The organism is Streptosporangium sp. LJ11 (assembly GCF_051918945.1).
Lineage (GTDB): Bacteria > Actinomycetota > Actinomycetes > Streptosporangiales > Streptosporangiaceae > Streptosporangium.
Window position 1 is genome coordinate 1 of sequence record NZ_JBPXMB010000053.1, and the last position, 18,125, is coordinate 18,125.

13 protein-coding genes are annotated in these 18,125 nt (G+C 69.7%); 9 read left to right on the plus strand and 4 right to left on the minus strand.

What is annotated here, in order from left to right; genetic code table 11:
* The first annotated feature begins 229 nt into the window (after positions 1–229).
* A complete protein-coding gene (locus tag ACTOQ3_RS42305; protein ID WP_440089630.1) occupies positions 230–1,600 on the plus strand; it encodes an extracellular catalytic domain type 1 short-chain-length polyhydroxyalkanoate depolymerase in 1,371 nt (456 codons plus the stop codon).
* 632 nt (positions 1,601–2,232) lie between these two features.
* On the opposite strand, the gene ACTOQ3_RS42310 is transcribed toward ACTOQ3_RS42305, so the two are convergent.
* Positions 2,233–2,976: a FadR/GntR family transcriptional regulator gene (locus tag ACTOQ3_RS42310; RefSeq protein ID WP_440089632.1), complete on the minus strand. Its 744-nt coding sequence runs from the start codon at positions 2,974–2,976 to the stop codon at positions 2,233–2,235.
* Positions 2,977–3,879: 903 nt separating this feature from the next.
* Here ACTOQ3_RS42310 and ACTOQ3_RS42315 point away from each other — a divergent pair.
* The 3 genes from ACTOQ3_RS42315 to ACTOQ3_RS42325 all read left to right on the plus strand — a co-directional run bounded on the left by ACTOQ3_RS42315 (position 3,880) and on the right by ACTOQ3_RS42325 (position 8,457).
* Complete coding sequence (locus ACTOQ3_RS42315) at positions 3,880–5,241, plus strand: lectin (protein WP_440089634.1); 1,362 nt, start codon at positions 3,880–3,882, stop codon at positions 5,239–5,241.
* Positions 5,242–5,479: 238 nt separating this feature from the next.
* The gene (locus ACTOQ3_RS42320) at positions 5,480–7,867 is read left to right on the plus strand and encodes a ricin-type beta-trefoil lectin domain protein (RefSeq protein WP_440089636.1); all 2,388 of its coding nucleotides are present in this window, start codon (positions 5,480–5,482) and stop codon (positions 7,865–7,867) included.
* Positions 7,868–8,073: 206 nt separating this feature from the next.
* A complete protein-coding gene (locus tag ACTOQ3_RS42325) occupies positions 8,074–8,457 on the plus strand; it encodes a hypothetical protein (protein WP_440089638.1) in 384 nt (127 codons plus the stop codon).
* A gap of 80 nt (positions 8,458–8,537) precedes the next feature.
* On the opposite strand, the gene ACTOQ3_RS42330 is transcribed toward ACTOQ3_RS42325, so the two are convergent.
* A complete protein-coding gene (locus tag ACTOQ3_RS42330; RefSeq protein ID WP_440089639.1) occupies positions 8,538–9,386 on the minus strand; it encodes a fumarylacetoacetate hydrolase family protein in 849 nt (282 codons plus the stop codon).
* Positions 9,387–9,500: 114 nt separating this feature from the next.
* Positions 9,501–10,271: a FadR/GntR family transcriptional regulator gene (locus ACTOQ3_RS42335; protein ID WP_440089640.1), complete on the minus strand. Its 771-nt coding sequence runs from the start codon at positions 10,269–10,271 to the stop codon at positions 9,501–9,503.
* A gap of 139 nt (positions 10,272–10,410) precedes the next feature.
* Between ACTOQ3_RS42335 and ACTOQ3_RS42340 the strand changes: the two genes are divergently transcribed.
* The 5 genes from ACTOQ3_RS42340 to ACTOQ3_RS42360 all read left to right on the plus strand — a co-directional run bounded on the left by ACTOQ3_RS42340 (position 10,411) and on the right by ACTOQ3_RS42360 (position 17,166).
* The gene (locus tag ACTOQ3_RS42340) at positions 10,411–11,685 is read left to right on the plus strand and encodes an ABC transporter substrate-binding protein (protein WP_440089641.1); all 1,275 of its coding nucleotides are present in this window, start codon (positions 10,411–10,413) and stop codon (positions 11,683–11,685) included.
* A gap of 163 nt (positions 11,686–11,848) precedes the next feature.
* Positions 11,849–12,676 (plus strand): carbohydrate ABC transporter permease, encoded by an 828-nt coding sequence (locus tag ACTOQ3_RS42345; protein ID WP_440089643.1) that lies wholly within the window; start codon positions 11,849–11,851, stop codon positions 12,674–12,676.
* Positions 12,676–13,503 carry a carbohydrate ABC transporter permease gene (locus tag ACTOQ3_RS42350; RefSeq protein WP_440089644.1) on the plus strand — a complete coding sequence of 276 codons (828 nt, stop codon included), beginning with the start codon at positions 12,676–12,678 and terminating at the stop codon, positions 13,501–13,503. The genes ACTOQ3_RS42345 and ACTOQ3_RS42350 overlap by 1 nt, the downstream gene beginning before the upstream one ends.
* A 25-nt stretch (positions 13,504–13,528) precedes the next feature.
* On the plus strand, positions 13,529–14,722 hold the full coding sequence (locus ACTOQ3_RS42355) for a mandelate racemase/muconate lactonizing enzyme family protein (protein WP_440089645.1): 1,194 nt from the start codon (positions 13,529–13,531) through the stop codon (positions 14,720–14,722).
* Between the two features lie 74 nt (positions 14,723–14,796).
* Entirely contained in the window at positions 14,797–17,166 is a 2,370-nt protein-coding gene (locus ACTOQ3_RS42360) for an NEW3 domain-containing protein (protein WP_440089647.1), read from the plus strand.
* 131 nt (positions 17,167–17,297) lie between these two features.
* Here the strand turns inward: ACTOQ3_RS42360 and larE are convergent, their stop codons facing one another.
* On the minus strand, positions 17,298–18,125 hold the full coding sequence (gene larE, locus ACTOQ3_RS42365; RefSeq protein ID WP_440089648.1) for an ATP-dependent sacrificial sulfur transferase LarE: 828 nt from the start codon (positions 18,123–18,125) through the stop codon (positions 17,298–17,300).

Genomic DNA, 18,125 nt, shown 5'->3' on the forward strand with positions numbered 1-18,125 from the left:
GGGCCGCAACCCCAACTCCGACGGTGTCGAATACGGCCTCCTGCCCTACCGGCCGGGCCTGCTGACACTGCAGCGCTAGGGCACATGGACCTGCTGACCTTCCTTCCGTCCTGATGAGGGGCCTCCGGTGCGGCGAGACCCGCCGCACCGGAGGCTTCGGCTTGAGCCCTGACGAGGCAAGCCGTCAGCGAAGTGGCTGGAGGCGCCCCGGCAATCGAAAGGACATGATGTGAGACGAAGGCTCAGGGCCGTGCCGGCGGCCGGCGCCTTACCCCTGTTGATCGCGGGCCTGCTCCTGGCGGTCCGGCCCGCCGCGGCCGCGTCGCTGACCCAGGTGACCGACTTCGGTAACAACCCGACGAACCTCAACATGTACATCTACGTACCGGACAGGGTCGCGGCACGGCCGGCGATGCTGGTCATGGTCCACTACTGCACGGGCACGGCCAGTGGGGTCTTCAACAGCGTCGGGCGTGACTACGTGACCGCGGCGGACCGGTACGGGTACATCATCGTGGTCCCCGAGGCCACCCGGGAGGGACGCTGCTTCGACGTCTCCACCCCCGCCGCGCTCAGGCGCGACGGCGGCGGTGATTCCACCGGAATCATGTCCATGGCCACGTGGGCCCGGCAGCGCCACAACGTCGACCCCGCCCGCATCGTGGTCAGTGGCTTCTCCTCCGGCGCGATGATGACCAACGTGCTCGCCGCCCAGTACCCGGACGTGTTCACGGCCGCCGCGGCGTTCTCCGGCGTCCCCGCCGGGTGCTTCGCCACCACCAACGGATCGCTGTGGAACAGCCAGTGTTCCGGCGGGAACCTCGTCAAGACCCCGCAGCAGTGGGGCGACCAGGCACGGGCGATGTATCCCGGATACACCGGCCGCTATCCCCGGATGCAGCTGTGGCACGGCAGCACCGACACCACGCTCGCCTATCCCAACTTCGGCGAAGAGATCAAGCAGTGGACCGACCTGCACGGATCGAGCCAGACACCGGCGTTCGCCGACAGCCCTCGATCGGGTGTGACCCGGACCCGGTACGGCGCCACCACGACCCAGGCTCCGGTCGAAGCGTTCAGCTTCGCGGGCCACGGCCACTCCCTGCCGCTGGACGGCATGTTCCCCCACGCCATCACGTTCCTCGGCCTCGACGGCGGCGCGAACCCGTCGCCGTCGCCGTCGCCCACTCCGACGGTGACTCCGACGCCGGGAACGGCGGGTGCGATCCGGGGTGTGGGCTCGGGCAGGTGCCTCGACGTGAGCGGCGTCTCGCAGGCCAACGGCGCCGCGGTACAGCTCTGGGACTGCAACGGCCAGAACAACCAGCAGTGGGCGACGACCGCCGCGAGTGAACTGCGGGTCTACGGCAACAAGTGCCTGGACGTGGCCGACCAGAGCACCGCCAACGGCGCCCTGGTCCAGATCTGGGACTGCAACGGGCAGAACAACCAGAAGTGGCGCCTGAACGCCGACGGCACCATCACCGCCCTCGGCGCGAACAAGTGCCTGGACGTGCCCAACAGCGCCACCGCCAACGGCACCAGACTCGCCATCTGGGACTGCAACGGCGGAAGCAACCAGCGCTGGACCCGAACCTGACCCCACCGAGCGGAACCCGCCTGGGGTGGTCGGCGCCCCGGGCGGGTTCTTCACCTGGTCGATCCGAGCCGATCGACGGGAGCCTCCCGGACCGGTTCGACGCGGAGGGTCGTCGAGGCCGGTCACCGGAGGTGTGGCGGCGTTTCCTGTGGATCGGGTGATGTCGCCGAACACGAAGAGGGCGGGTGCCGGTAACGCTCACCTCCGTCAACCGGGCCGGACAGGGCGTCTGGGGCAGGACGCTCGGCCCGAGTTACTTTGTTAGCGCTCACATAAGTTCATCGAGACCTGTCCTCTGCCCGGCGGGCTTGGTTGTGGGTGGTGCGGCAGAGTAGACACGAAGTGAGGAATGCCTGTCAAGAATCAGGCAGGTCTTGCATTCCGGGCGTTTGCTCGGCGACCAGGTCCCATCTGCTTCCATCAAAGGGCGCTCGCTCTTCCTGGAGGCGCGGTGCGGTGAAACTTTCACCCGTGGCCGTCCCCGCGACGGCCGGGCGGCCATTCGCTCTTTCCTCCCGAGCAGAGCGGCCATCGGCGCACGTGGTGCTCGCCGCGGGCGTCCGGCACGACGGCACCGGGCGCGTCCTGGCGGTGCCGTACCCGCACCACCCGCGTAATCCGCTCGCGGGAGATCAATCGGTCGGCGAGAAGATGCGCTGCTGGATCTCTCTGCGGTAGTCGTCCAGGGTGTTGTCGATGTGTGTCGCCGCGGCCTGGGCCGCCGCTTCCGGGTCTCCGGCGCGGATGGCCTGGTAGATGGCGTCGTGTTCCTCGACGGCCTTGGCCGCGTGCCCGCCCACCGAGCCGCGCAGTCCGATGAGGTTGGACTGGGCCTGCAGCCGGCGGGCCTCTCGCACCGCTATCTGGAGGAACATGTTGTGCGAGGCCGTCGCGATGGCGGTGTGGAAGGCGTCGTCGCCCTCGATGAACAGATCCTCACGTCCGATGTCGAATCCGTAGCGGCACACCCCGGCCGACTTCTCGATGTCTCCCAGCTCCGCCGGGGTGGCCCGGCGGGCGGCCAGCCGGCTGGTCTCCATCTCCTGGGCCCGGCGGAACTCGAAGAGCATGTAGACGTGGTCCAGGTCGGTGGGCAGGAAGAAGGACGCCCAGCGCCCGGTGCCGAGCATCCCCTCGTCGTCGGCCACGTACAGACCGCGCCCCTTCTGGGCGCGTACCCGGCCGAGCGCCGAGAGTATCTTCACCGCCTCACGCACGACGGTTCGGCTCGTGCCCAGTTGCCGGGCCAGCTCGTTCTCGGTGGGCATGCGGTCACCGGGCCGCAGGCGCAACCGACTGATCAGCTCCAGCACCTGCTCCGCGGCCACCTCGTAGCCCGGCCGGTACACGCCTTCCGCACGCGGAGTATCGACCACGCCGCTCCCTCCCTGCCACCGCCTCCTCAAGGGTACGGCCAACCGAGGCTCGGATCAGCACCAATCCTCGCAACCTACCTGACATAGAGTGCTACACATCTGACGCGGCGCGGAATCCGCGCACCGGCCGAGGGAAAGAGCAAGCCTTCCAACTGCGCTTATGCTCGAAAGAGTTCCCACTCTGACAATGGTCCGCTTGTGAGGAGTCAGAAATAAGTGGGCTTAAGGTCTTGACGCGCCTCAGCGTGAGGAACGTAATTAGTAGCTAAGTCTCCGGGACGCCTCCTGTCGGGGGTCTCCTCCTTGGCTGGACCGCATCTGGAGTGGGGCACTCCGCGGCGGTCGTGCATCGTGACCCGACCGTCTCGACTCACGCAGTCCCTCAGATCACACCCCCCTCGCGGTACCACTCGCCGGACACCGCGACATGTCTGGAGAATCATGTGAGCGATCGGAACCAGCCACGCGGACGCGCCCGACACCGCGGCGACCGGCTGCCGGCGCTGGGCGTGGGACGGCACTATCCGTGCTCGCCGGCCGTGCCACCGCCATGAGGGTGGCTGCGGACGGCCCACGCGGGTCGACGGCGGCGAGCCGGCGGCGCGGTCGGACCTCGCCGGGCGGCTCGCCGCCGAGCCGGACCGGCGGAGGCCACCGGAAGTAAGGACGGACATCGTCGTCCACGACGGTGACGCGAACGGTTCCGTACCACTTCGCACCAGAACGCGGTCGTCCGGCGACATCGGCAAGAACCGGCCAGACGTGGTGTTCGGCGCGGGCACCGACGAAACGGCGTTGAGCCGCCACACCGGCCGGCTGAGACTCCTACCCCCCAATGAAGGAGAACCAAGTGGTTTCCCCATCCAGACATGTCGACGTCCCCATCCCGGGGGGAGTCGCGTGATGTTGAAGCAGAAATCCTTCTTCGGAGCGATCGCGGCCGCGGCGCTTCTCGTCCTGTCCACGGGTCACGCGGCGCTGAGCAACAGCGTCGGCGCGACCACGTCGTCCACGGGCACCGCCGCCCTCGCGCCGACCGCCGGGTGCGGCAAGGCCCCGGCGCTGACGAGCGGCACGCGCACGATCCAGAGCGGCGGCAAGACGCGCTCCTACATCCTGAGGCTCCCCGACAACTACAACAACAACACGCCCTACCGCGTGTTCTTCGGGTTCCACTGGCGGGGCGGCACGATGAACGAGATCGACTCGGGCGGCACCAGCGGGTACCCCTGGTCCTTCTACGGCATGCGGCAGATGTCGAACAACAACGGGATCTTCGTCGCGCCCCAGGGCATCGGCAACGGCTGGGCCAACTCCAACAACGAGGACGTCGTCCTCGTCGACGACCTGAACAGGCTGCTCGACGCCTCCCTGTGCGTCGACACCACGCAGCGCTTCGCCATGGGCTTCAGCTACGGCGGCGGTATGAGCTACTCGCTCGCGTGCAGCAGGGCGACGGTCTTCCGCGCGGTCGCGGTCTACGCCGGCGCGCAGCTCAGCGGGTGCAGCGACGGCTCCCAGCCCATCGCGTACATGGGACTGCACGGCATCAGCGACAACGTCCTCAACATCTCCCAGGGACGGTCGCTGCGTGACAGGTTCGTCCGCAACAACGGCTGCACCCCCCAGAACCCGCCGGAGCCGGGTTCTGGCAGCAGGACGCACATCACCACCACCTACTCGGGGTGCCGTGCCGGGTACCCGGTCGTGTGGGCCGCCTTCGACAACGGTCACATGCCCGGCCCCGTCGACGGGACCTACGCCGAGAGCGGCATCACGACCTGGACCAAGGGCGAGGTGTGGAGGTTCTTCTCGCAGTTCGGGAGCGACCCCAACCCCACGCCGACTCCGACTCCGACGGTGACTCCGACGCCGGGAACGGCGGGGGCGATCCGGGGTGTGGGCTCGGGCAGGTGCCTCGACGTGAGCGGCGTCTCGCAGGCCAACGGCGCCGCGGTACAGCTCTGGGACTGCAACGGCCAGAACAACCAGCAGTGGGCGACGACCGCCGCGAGTGAACTGCGGGTCTACGGCAACAAGTGCCTGGACGTGGCCGACCAGAGCACCGCCAACGGCGCCCTGGTCCAGATCTGGGACTGCAACGGGCAGAACAACCAGAAGTGGCGCCTGAACGCCGACGGCACCATCACCGCCCTCGGCGCGAACAAGTGCCTGGACGTGCCCAACAGCGCCACCGCCAACGGCACCAGACTCGCCATCTGGGACTGCAACGGCGGAAGCAACCAGCGCTGGACCCGGACCTGACCCCTTTTCCTGATCTCTGAGACACCTTCGGGATCCCTCGCCGGGAAAGCATCGTCCCGGCGAGGGATCCCCTTCCGCGGCAGGAGCACTTTCGCATGCCTGACCGCCCGGGGCGCGGCCGTCCGTACGTGGACGGCCGCGCCCCGGGCGGCACGAGGACCGGCGCCGCAGCCGCCGGACCGGCTCCGATGGGACGTTCCGCCGGCCACTCCCCCACCCCCCGACACAAGGAAGTCCCGTGTTTGAATTCTCGTACTCCGCGATGCGGAGACTGATGCTGGCCGGAGCCACCGCGATAGGGCTGACCGCCGCGGCCGCCCTGGTGGCGCCGGTCTCGCCCGCCTCGGCGGCCACCACGACCCTCTACGCCTCCCCTTCCGGTAGCGGCACCACCTGCTCCGCGGCCCAGCCTTGCTCGTTGCCCGCCGCGCAGACCGCGGTGCGGGCGCTCACCGGCGCGATGTCCGGTGACATCGTCGTGGAGCTGGCCGCCGGGACGTACCGCCTCTCCGCGCCGCTCCGGCTGACCGCCGCCGACTCCGGCAACAACGGCTACACCGTCAAGTGGCAGGCCGCCGCGGGTACCCGTCCCGTCATCAGCGGCGCCAGGGCGGTCACCGGCTGGTCGCTCGCCGACTCCGGGAAGAACATCTGGCGGGCCAACGTCGGCGCCGGGGCCGACACCCGGCAGCTGTACGTCAACGGCGCCATCGCCACCCGCGCCCGCACCCAGGTGAACCGGGCGGACTTCACCGCGAACAGCAGCGGCCTCTCCTTCACCAACGGCGCCCTGAGCTATCTGAACAACCTCGCCAACAAGAGCCGGGTCCAGATGGAGAGCGTCAACTCGTTCACGGACCGGTACGTGTCGGTGCAGAACATCACCGGGAACTTCATCACGATGCAGCAGCCCGGCTGGAGCAACAACAACTTCGGGTACGACACCTTCACCAGCCCGCACCGGGCGGGCCCGCTCTACCTGACCAACGCCTACGAGTTCCTCGACGCGCCGGGCGAGTGGTACCTCGACTCCGGGACCGGCGCGCTCTCCTACATCCCGCTCTCCGGGCAGAACATGAGCAGCGTCAGCGTGGAGCTGCCGGTGCTGCAGTCCCTGGTGAACGTCGGGGGAACCTACGACGCGCCCGCGCACCACATCGCGTTCACCGGGATCACGTTCACCGGCACGACCTGGACGGCGCCGAGCGGCAACCAGGGCTACGTGGACCAGCAGACCGGCGTCTACATGGCCGGCAACTGGAGCTGGCCCGCCTTCACCTCCTGCCACAACGGCTGCCCGCAGTTCGAGGCCACCCGGCCGAACTGGTACCAGATGCCCGCCGCCGTGCAGGTGTCCGCCGCCAACAACGTCACCTTCAGCGACTCGCAGTTCTTCAACCTGGGGCAGACGGCCATCGGCATCGGCAACGACGCCAACGGTCACGCCAGCGGTGTCGGCCTGGGCGCGAGCAACATCACCGTCACCCGCTCCGAGATCGCCCGTAACTCGGCCGGCGGCATCGTGGTCGGCGGCGTGCGCGCCGACGCCCACCACCCCGGCGACCAGCGGATGGTCAACCGGAACATCACCGTCAGCAACAACCGCATCCACGACCTCGGCGTGGAGTACCGAGGCATCGTCTCGGTCCTGACCACCTACGTCAGCACCGCCACCGTCACCAACAACGAGGTCTACAACATGCCGTACACCGGCATGTCGATCGGGTACGGCTGGGGCGCCAACGACGCCGGCGGCAGCGAGCACTACGCCGGCCGCGGCCTGTACAACTACCAGCCGCGCTACACCACGGCCACCACCGCGTCCAACAACCGGCTCTCCGGCAACTACGTGCACGACGTCATGCAGCAGATGAACGACGGCGGATGCATCTACACGCTGTCGGCGAACCCGGGCGGGCTGATCAGCGACAACTACTGCCTGCGGACCAACGGCTACTTCGGCGTCTACTTCGACGAGGGATCGCGGTACTACACCGCCCGCAACAACGTCTTCTCCTCCACCGGCACCTGGGCCACCGCCAACTACTGGTACGCCGAGAACATGGGGAACTTCACCGTCACCGGCAACTGGTCGACCAACGGCAGCACCAACGTGACCAACGGCGACCGCGGCAACGTCGTCAACAACAACGTCACGGTCACCAACGGCAACTGGCCGTCGGGCGCCCAGGCCGTGATGGCGGCCGCCGGACCCCAGGGAACCACCCAGCCCCCGCAGGGTGTGCAGCTCGTCGGCACCCAGTCGAACCGCTGCGTCGACGTCCCGAACTCGACCACCACCAACGGCACCCAGGTGCAGCTGTGGGACTGCGGCACCGGCACCAACCAGCGCTTCACCCAGACCTCGGGCAAGCAGCTGCAGGTGTACGGCAACAAGTGCCTGGACGCCAACGGGCAGGGCACCGCCAACGGCACCCAGGTGATCATCTGGGACTGCAACGGCCAGGCCAACCAGCAGTGGAACGTCAACGCCGACGGCACCGTCACCGGCGTGCAGTCCGGTAAGTGCATGGAGGCGAGCAACTTCGGGACCGGCAACGGGACCAAGGTCCAGCTGTGGTCCTGCACCGGCACGACCAGCCAGAAGTGGACCCTGCGCAGCTGATCCAGCCGTCTCATCCCTTCGCCGGGGCGGTCCACCGCCCCGGCGAAGGCCATCGCCCGGACGCCCCGGCCGCGGAAGGCCGGGGCGAGGGAGGCCGCCCCGGACGAACTCACCGGTCCGGGGCGGCCCGGGGAACGTCGTCGCCGGAACGCGGCGCCGGGCGTCCCCCACCCCGCCGACACCACCGACACGAGGGAAAGCGCCGCATGAGCACGCCAGGCGACATCGACGACCTCCTGCTGCACCTGGAACGCGAAGGACTCGTCCTCCATCTCGGCGTCGGTGACGCCACCGTGTGGTTCGCCGCCGAGTTCCGCGAGCGCATGATCGCCGAACGGCTGGCGATGCTGCCGGACGAGCCCCTGGTGAGCGTCGCCACGGCCGCCGCGGTGCTCAACGTCCCGCACTCCCATGTCATCGCCGAGGTCCGCGCCGCCACCCTGGCCGGCCACGACAGCGGCCGGCAGGTCCGGGTGCGGCGCGAGGCCCTGGTGCGGCGCATCACCAACCTGGGCCTGCCCCACCCGGCTCCCTCCGCCGAGCCCCCGAACCTCCCCGACAGCCCTACGCGGGGAAACACGCGTCCGTAGCCGCCGACCTCACCTGGAGCGCTCCCGTGCCGGCCCCCTCCCACGCGCCTCCGCGCGCCCGGGGAGCGTTTCGCCCGCTCTCACGCCTGCCCCATCCGCTGACGCTGGCGGCCGAGTCCGTCGATCTCGAGTTCGACCACGTCGCCCGCGCGCAGGTACGCCTCCGGGCCGATGCCGAGGGCGACCCCGGCGGGGGTGCCGGTGTTCACCACGTCCCCCGGCTCCAGGACCATGAACTGGCTGAGGTACCAGATCACGTGATGAACGCCGAAGATCTGGTTCTTGGTGCTGCCGTTCTGGCGGAGCCGCCCGTTGACCCACAGGCGCAGGCCGAGCGCCTGCGGATCACCCACCTCGTCCGGCGTGACCAGCCACGGGCCCAGCGGGTTGAACGTCTCGCACGACTTGCCCTTGTCCCACTGGCCGCCGCGCTCGTTCTGGAACTCCCGCTCGGAGACGTCGTTCGCGATCGCGTATCCGGCGATCACGCCCGCCGCCTCCTCCGGGGAGGACAGGTAGCGGGCCGTGCCACCGACGACCACCGCCAGTTCCACCTCGTAGTCGGTCTTCACGCTGCCGCGCGGCACCAGGACCTCGTCCTCGGGGCCGACGACCGTGTTGGGCGCCTTCATGAAGACCACCGGCTCGGCGGGGATGGCGGCACCGGTCTCCTCCGCGTGGTCGGAGTAGTTCAGCCCGATACAGATGATCTTCCCTGGCCTGGCCACCGGAGCGCCGATCCGCTCGTACGGCCCGGCCTCGGGCAGGCCGCCCTCGGCGAGGGCGGAACGTACCCGCTCGACGCCTCCCCCGGCGAGGAACGCGCCGTCGATGTCGGCCGTCAGCGCCGACAGGTCCAGCGCCCTGCCGTCGGGTCCCATGACGCAGGGCCGCTCCTGGCCTGGCGAACCCACCCGAAACAGTTTCACGAAACGCCTTCTTCCACTTGGTTCACAGGCATGCCCATCGGGCCGAGCCTGCCGGATTCATCGGATCGAAGTAAAGCCACTGGACGCCGCGTCCCGGTCGAGCGGGATTCGCGTTCAACGCTCCAGGCGCACGGGCTCGTCCGGCCCGCCGCGGCGGACGAGCCAGGCGTCGGTGATGTGCTTGAACATCGCCTCGGCGGCCCCGCCGGGGTCGTGGGCGGCGATGCGCTCGTAGATGCGGCGATGGCCGAGGTTGGACGCCACGCACAGGGCCCGCTGGGGCTGGCCCATGTAGCGGGCGGTGTTGATGACCTGGCTCTCCAGAGCACGCACCACGCCACGGGCGATACGGTTGCCGGACGCCTGCATGATCACGTCGTGGAAGGCGCGGTCGTGATCGGCGTACGTGACGTGGTCGTCCACGAGCTCGTCCATCCGGTCCACCAGCGCGCGCAGCCGGTCGACGGTGTCCTGATCCGCGAGGCGGGCGGCGAAGTTCGCCATGTCGGACTCCAGCACGCGCCGGGTGACGACGAGGTCGTCGAGGATCGCCAGGCTCTCGTCCTCGGCGATGGTCGCCGCGAGGACATGCTCGTCGAGCATGTCCCACATCGTCGGCGGGGTGACGATGGTGCCGCTGCCCTGGCGGACCTGCACCAGCCCCTTCTCCTGAAGGATCTTCACCGCCTCGCGGATGACGGTCCGGCTCACCGAGAAGGCGTCGCAGAGCGCGGGTTCGGCAGGCAATGGTGTGCCCGGCGGGTGCGCTCCGCGAACGATGCGCTCCACCAGTTCCGCCGTCACCGCCCTGGCGAGGTTGGCCGGCCGTCGCACCCAGGCCGGGGGTGGCGCCACGCTCGGCGGCGATTCCTGCGATGCCGTCATATCTCCTCCGGTGCCGCGGGCGGCGCCACATTTCGACATCAGTATATGTCACGTGTATTGACGTCAGACGTCATACGAATTACGTTTCGCCTCACATCGCGGCCGGGCGAGCCGGCCGTCCTCTGGAGAGTGAACAGCAATGAAGCAGCGAACACTGTGCTCCGCCCTCTTGGTCGCCGGACTGGCCTTAGCCGGCTGCGGAAGCGCCAGCCGGCCCGCGTCGTCGCCGAGCGACTCCGGCAAGGTCACGAAGCTCGTGGTCTGGGACTGGAAATCCGGTGACGCGGCCGCGGCCTCCTACGTCCAGAAGGCTAAGGACGACTTCGCCAAGAAGCACCCCGGCGTCACGGTCGAGTTCGTGGCCCAGCCGTTCGACCAGTACTACACCCTGCTGGGCGCGGCCATCCAGTCCAGCACGGGACCGGACGTCATGCTCTTCAACGGAGGCGGCCAGATCCGCGACCGCGTGGACTCGCTCCTCCCCCTCGACCAGTACGTCGCCGAGGACAAGGAGCGCCTGGCGGGCTGGGACGCGTTCAGCAAGGACGGCAAGATCTACGGCGCGCCGGTGACGTTGCAGGGCCACCCGATCTACTACAACAAGACGCTGTACGAGAAGGCGGGACTCGACCCGGCCAGCCCCGCCACGACGTGGAAGGAGTTCGTCGACGACTGCGGCACCATCAAGCAGAAGACCGGGGCCGACTGCTTCGCGCTCGGCAACAAGGAGGGCGCCGGCATCCAGTTCTTCATGTCGGGCCTCGGCTCGGGCATCCTGACGGCGCAGGAGTACGACGACTGGATCGCCGGGAAGCGCGCCTGGGACTCCCCCAACGTGAAGCAGATCTTCAAGCTGTGGAAGGACGCCGGCGACTCGGGGCTGAACAACAAGGGGGCCAACTCGACCGCGATGTTCAACGACGCCTTCACGGTCTTCAACTCCGGCAAGGCCGCCCACATCATCGGGCTGATGTCGGACATCGGGCACTGGAAGGACTTCAGCGAGTTCCTGGGGAACGACAAGGTCGGCGTCATGTCGTCCCCGGTCGTCACCAGCGGAACCACCCCGAGCCTCGCGTACGACGGCGGCATCGGCTACGCGGTCGCGAAGTGGGCGAAGGACCCGAAGATGGCCGCCGACATGGTGCGGTCGCTGACCACGACCGACGCCCTGACCTCCTTCTACTCCGACGCCGGCGCGATCGCGTCCGACACCACGATCGACGTGTCGCAGGGCCCCGTGGCCGTCGGCACGCTCGTGTCGCAGCTCAAGGAGGGTAAGCCCGCCCTGCACGTCGCGTTGTCCTCGAAGACCCTGGACCTGATGGGAAGGCTTTCCCAGCAGCTCCTGAGCGGATCGGCGACCGTCGACGAGGTGGTGGAGCAGCTGGCCGCCTCGGATCGGGCGAGCTGATCCCGTGCCGATCCGAGATTCGTCACCGTTGGTCCGCCCGGTCGACTCCGGGCGGGCCGGCGGAGAGGCAACGAGGCGACGGGCACGTCCCGGTGACACCGGGCCCGCTTCCCGCCCGGTGTCGCGCACGTGGCGTTCCGACCGCCTCGCACCTTATGTTCTGGTGGCTCCGGCCCTGCTGATCATCGTGGCACTGCGGCTGTGGCCGCTGCTGCTGGGCGTCAACTTCTCCTTCACGGGCGACGGCGAGCGCAATGGGATGATGGTCGGCCTCGACAACTACCTGGAGATGTTCCAGGACGCGACGTTCCAGAGCGCGCTGCGCAACGTCGGGCTGCTGGTGCTGCTGCTTCCCGTGGCGGTGGCCATCCCGGGCCTGCTGGCGACGTTCATCTACCTGCGCGTGCCCGGGCACCGTGTCTTCCGCAGCGTCTACTTCTTCCCGGCCGTGCTCTCGCCGGTGATCGTCGGCGCGATCTTCAACCTGATGCTCGCCTACGACGGCCCGTTGAACACCGTCCTGGCGACGATCGGTCTCGGCCCGGTCGACTGGCTCGGCGATCCGGACGTCGCCATGTTCGCGGTCGTCGGCGTGCACATCTGGGCGACGTTCGGGATGGCCCTGGTGGTGTTCCTCGCCGGATTCGCCACCCTGGACCCCGCGCTCCTGGACGCGGCCCGGGTCGACGGCGCGACGCTCCCCCAGATCATCTGGCACGTGATCATCCCGGGTCTGACCCGCACCATCCAGTTCGTCTTCGTGACCACGATGATCGGGATGCTGACGTCCATGTTCGGCCTGCTGTACGTCATGACCAGCGGTGGGCCTGAGGGGTCCACCTACCTGCCGGAGTACTACGTCTGGATCCAGCAGGGACAGATGAACCGCCCCGCGCTCGCCTCGGCCGCGTCGACGGTCCTCTTCCTCATCATGCTCGTGGTGGGGCTCATGCAGATCAGCGTGCTCCGCCGCGCCGGAAGGGAGGACTGATGTCCGGCAACCGGCTGACCAAGTGGGTACTCGCCGTCCCGATGGCGCTCCTCGCGCTGGCGACGATCTATCCCCTCGTGTTCACCACCAACGTCGCCATGAAGACCCGGCGTGAGTATGTCCTCGACCGCTTCTCGCCGACGACCTCCCTGCAGTGGGACAACATCGTCACCGCGTGGACCAGCGTCGGCATGGCACGATACTTCGTCAACTCGCTCCTCGTGGTGACGATCTCGGTGGTCCTGCTGCTGCTCCTCGGGTCGATGGCGGGCTTCGCGCTGAGCCAGCTGCGGTTTCGCGGCTCCAAGGCGCTTTTCCTGGGCTGTCTCGCGGCCCTGTTCATCCCGTTTCAGGTGATCATGGTGCCGCTCGCCCGGGTGATGGCGGACAGCGGCCTCATCGACACCTACCCGGGACTGATCCTGGCCTACGTCGCGCAGTTCCTCCCTTTCACGATCTTCCTGATGACGAGTTACTACAAGACCGTTCCAGGGGAGATCATCGACGCGGCGAGAATCGACGGGAACACGACGTACGGCGTCTACCGGCGGGTCATGCTGCCGATAGGCACTCCGGCCCTGCTGTCGGTCGGCATCCTCAACGCCCTGTTCTGCTGGAACGACGTGCTCATCTCCCTGCTGATGATGCCCTCGGCCGACCATCGCACCCTCATGGTCGGGGTCACGTCGCTGCGCGGACAGTACTCCGACGACATCCCCACCTTCGCCTCTGGGGTTCTGATCGCCGCCGTACCCGTGCTGATGGTCTATCTCTTTCTCCAACGTCAGATCGCCGACGGCGTCACCGCCGGTTCCACGAAGGGCTGACATGCGTATCTCGGGGTATCGCACTTTGAAGACGGTCCAGGAGTGGGACCGTCCGGTCGGTGACGCCAACGGCGTCTACGCCGACGGGGTCGTTCCGGTGTCGATCATCGTCGTGGACACCGACGAGGGGATCACCGGCGTCGGCGTCGGGCCTCACGTGGAACTGGACAACGTCTTCGCCGCCATCGAGGGTGAGGACCCGCGCGGCGTCACGGCGCTGTACGACCGCATGCTGCGGCAGACCTTCAAGGCGGGCCACGCGGGCGCGGTGTTCGGGACCATCGGCGCGCTCGACACCGCCCTGTGGGACATCAAGGCGAAGGCGGCCGGCGAGCCGCTCTGGCGTCTGCTGGGCGGGCGCGACAGGCGGGTTCCCGCCTACGCCTCGGGCCTGGACATCGGCCTGACCGACGACGAACTCGTCTCGGTGTACGAGGTCTACGCCCGGCACGGCCTGCGGGCGGCCAAGCTCAAGGGCGGCCTCGACATCGAGCGGGACCGGCACCGCCTGACGCTGGTCCGGGAGGTCCTGACCGAGGCCGGGCACGGGAAGCGGCCGGGCCTGATGCTCGACGCGAACGAGGCCTGGTCGCGCAAGCAGGCGATCCGGCACGTCTGCGAGCTCGAGCGCACCCTGGACCTCACCTGGATCGAGGAGCCCGTCCGGCGGTGGGACGCCGAGGGCCTGGCCGTCGTCGGCCGCGGGATCCGCGCGTCGGTCGCCACCGGGGAGAACCTCACCGGGCTCGAGCAGTATCGCCCGCTGCTGGCCGCGGGGGCCGTCGACATCGTCCAGACGGCCGTGGTCTGGGGGATCACCCACTTCCTGCGGGTGTCCGCCCTGGCGCACGCCCACGATCTGCCGGTCAGCCCGGTCGGCAACGTCCCGGTCGGCCTGCTGCACGCCGCGACGTCGGTGCCGAACCACATGGCCAGCGAGCTGCAGGACCTGCGTCCGCCGCTCGGGGTGTCCCTCGACCTTCACATCGAGGACGGCGCGTTCCATCTCGGGGACTCGCCCGGCCTGGGTCTCACGATCGACGAGGACGTCATCAGGGGGCTCACCCGCAGGCCTGGCACCCTGTCGGCCGACGGCCCCGGCGTCCGGCCGGAACAGGCCGGCCGGCGGCTGCTGGCGGTGACCGACAACGGTCACGCCGTACAGCAGCGCCTGCTCGCCCCCCTGGTCATGGACGGTCAGCACCGGACGCCGGGGTGAATCCTCCGTTCGACGCCGACCGTCCATGACGCGTCCCGGACCGGAAGAAGGGAACGCACGTGTGTCCGTCACCCGTGCCGCACAGACGTACATCGGTCGCGACCCGGGCGGAAGCCGTCCGGGCGGGCCACACGATCGTGGTCGCGCCCCCCGGAGCCGGGAACGCCGACGACAGGGGGCCGGGTGGTACGGACCGGCCGCTGGCGACCCTGGAGGAGGCACGGCGACGGGCGCGCGAGGCCGCGGCCGAGGGAACCCGCGACGTCACCGTCCTGCTCCTGGACGGGACCTACCGGCCGGCCTCGCCGCTGCGCCTCGACGCCGCCGACTCCGGCAGGAACGGGCACACCGTGACCTGGAAGGCGGCGCCCGGGGCCACGCCCGTGCTGAGCGGCTCCCAGCCGGTCACCGGCTGGGAGCCCGACGGCGCCACGGGCGTCTACCGCGCCCACGTCGGCACCGGATTCGACAGCCGGCAGCTCTACGTCGACGGGATCCCGGCGCAGCGTGCGCGGATCGAGCTGGCACCCGGCGACATCACGCTGACCCCGACCGGCTTCACCATCGACAACCCGGACCTCGCCTACCTGGCCGGCCTGCCCGACCAGGGGCGCATCGACTTCCAGGCGATGCTGACGTTCACCAACCGGTTCGCGCCGGTGCGGAGCATCTCCGGCTCCACGGTCGTCATGCGGCAGCCGGCCTGGGACAACAACACCTACGGCTACGACACCGTCCAGGCTCCGTTCCGCACGCCGAGGTTCTTCCTGCTCAACTCCAGGAGCTTCCTGGACGAGCCGGGCGAGTGGTATCTGGACCCCGCGGCGGGGACGCTCTACTACAAGCCGCTCCCGGGGCAGGACCTCTCGCGCGCGCGGGTGGAGCTGCCGCGGCTGGAAACACTGCTCCAGGTCGGCGGCACCTACGACGAGCCGGCCCGCGACCTGCGGTTCGAGGGCCTGACCTTCACCGGCACCACGTGGCTGCGCCCCGGCTCGCCCGACGGGTACGCGAACCAGCAGACCGGCGTGTTCGTCAGCGGCGTCCAGCCCCACCGGCCGGCTGACGCGTTCACCTCGTGCTCCATCGGCTGCACGGGATTCGAGGCCTCCCGTGACGGCTGGGAGCAGGCGGCCGCGGCGGTGCAGGTGTCGGCGGCGGACGACATCGCGTTCGTCGGCTGTACCTTCGTCAACCTCGGTTCCGTCGGGCTCGGCATCGGCAACGACGCGGGCGCCCACGCCACCGGCGTGGGACTGGGCGCGCACGGGGTCTCGGTCGTGGGGAGCACGTTCACCGCGAGCTCCGGCGGCGGCATCGTGGTCGGCGGCGTGCGCCCCGACGCGCACCACCCGTCCGACCCTCGCATGGTCAACAGCGACATCGTGCTCAGGGACAACCGCGTCCACGCGACCGCGCTCGAGTACCTGGACCAGGCCGCGATCCTCGCCAGCTATGTCACGCGGCTGACGATCGAGCACAACTACGTCTCCGACATGCCGTACATAGGCATCGGGCTCGGTTACGGCTGGGGCGCCAACGACCCGGGGGGCAGTCCCGACTATCTCGCCCGGGGGCTCTACGACTTCCAGCCCGTCCACGACACGCCGACCACCCTGAGCGACGTCCGCGTCGTGGGCAACCACGTGCGCAACGTCGTGCAGGCGCTGTCCGAGGCGAGCTGCGTCTACGCGCTCTCGGCGATACCCGGCGGCGTCATCGACGAGAACCACTGCGAGAACAGCGGGCAGTTCGGCCTGTACTTCGACGAGGGTTCCCGGTACCTGAGCGTGAGCCGCAACGTGTTCCTCGACACCGCGGGACCGTGGGCGCACGCCAACACCCAGAACGGCAACCACACCGGCGACCTCACGCTGGTCGAGAACTACGTGACCAACCCCGCCATCACCGGCATCGCCCACGGCGACCGCGGCAACGTCGTCCGCGGCACCATCGCCGTCACCGGCGGCAACCTCCCGATCGAGGCCAGCCGGGTGATCTACAACGCGGGCCCCACCGGCCCGTACCGCGGCGCCCCCGACCCGCGGCGTCCCCCGGTCGGCGCCTTCCTCGCGGCCGGTCCGGTCACCGTGAGCGCCGGTGATCCGGCCACCGTCACCGCCACGGTGGAGAACCTGGGCGACCACCCGGTCACCGGCCTGACCGTCTCGATCGCCGTCCCCGAGGGCCGGCGGGCCGAACGCGCCGGCAGGCCGGTGAGACGCGTGCTGCCCCCCGGCGCCTCGGACACCGAGACGTGGAGGATCACGGCCCCCGGGTCGTTCACGACCCCGGCCGGTCACGTGCCCGTCAAGGCGACGGTGATCTTCCAGGCCGGCGAGACCGGTTACGTCCTGGACAGGTCGCTGACGCCGGCCCCGCTCGACCCGCCGCGGGGAGGTGGGACGCCGGGTCGATCACCGTCTCCCACGCCGCCGGCGTGACGCGCCGGTCCGGTTTCGGCGGCCTCACCGTGAGCCGGCCCGGGTTCGCCGGACCGTGACCGGCCCGTACGGCCTCCCGGTCACCGGGGCCCCGCGCGGGCGATCCCGGTGCGCGGGGCGTCCCCGGCCGGTCACGGGCGGAGCGGCTCCATGTTCAGGGCTCCGGAGCGGAAGGCCGCCACCTCCACCTGGGCACCGGGGAAGCCGGCCTCGCGTACGGCCGACACCAGGCCCGGCAGGCCGGCGGCCCGGGGCGTCAGGTCGGCGGCCACCTCCACTCGCACCCGGTCGCCGAGATCGCGTACCCGCAGGTCGGTGACCGGCAGGCCGGCTCGGACCAGCAGGCGGCGCACCGCCCGCTCGGCCGTCTCGATCCGGTGCAGCCGGGCCGGCGTCACCTCCACGCCGTAGGCCACCCGGCTGGCCAGGCAGGGCGCGGCAGGCTTGTCCCAGGTGACCAGGTTCCACGCCTTGCCGGCCCGGCGTACCTCGGCCTTGGTCAGACCGGCGTCGCGCAGCGGGGCGAGCACCCCGCGCTCGTCGGCGGCCCTGATTCCCGGCCGGAACGGGTCGACGGCGTCGTCGGCGTTGGTGCCGGTGGCGACGTGTGCGACGCCGTGCTCCGCCGCCACCCGGCCGATCACGTCGAGTACCTCCGACTTGCAGAAGTAGCAGCGGTCGCGGCCGTTGGCGCGGTAGGCGGGGTTCGCCATCTCGGCGGTGGCCGGCAGCAGGTGCCGTACGCCGAGGGAGGCCGCGAACCGCCGGGCCGCGTCGAGTTCCTCGGCCGCCAGGCTGTCGGAGACCGCCGTCACCGCCAGCACCCGCCCGGTCCCGAGTGCCCGGACCGCCGCCGCCAGCACCAGCGCGGAGTCGGTTCCGCCGGAGAAGGCGACGGCGAGCGAGGGCAGGGGCGTCAACCGGTCGAGCAGTGCGGTGATCTTGGCGTCGGAGGTCAT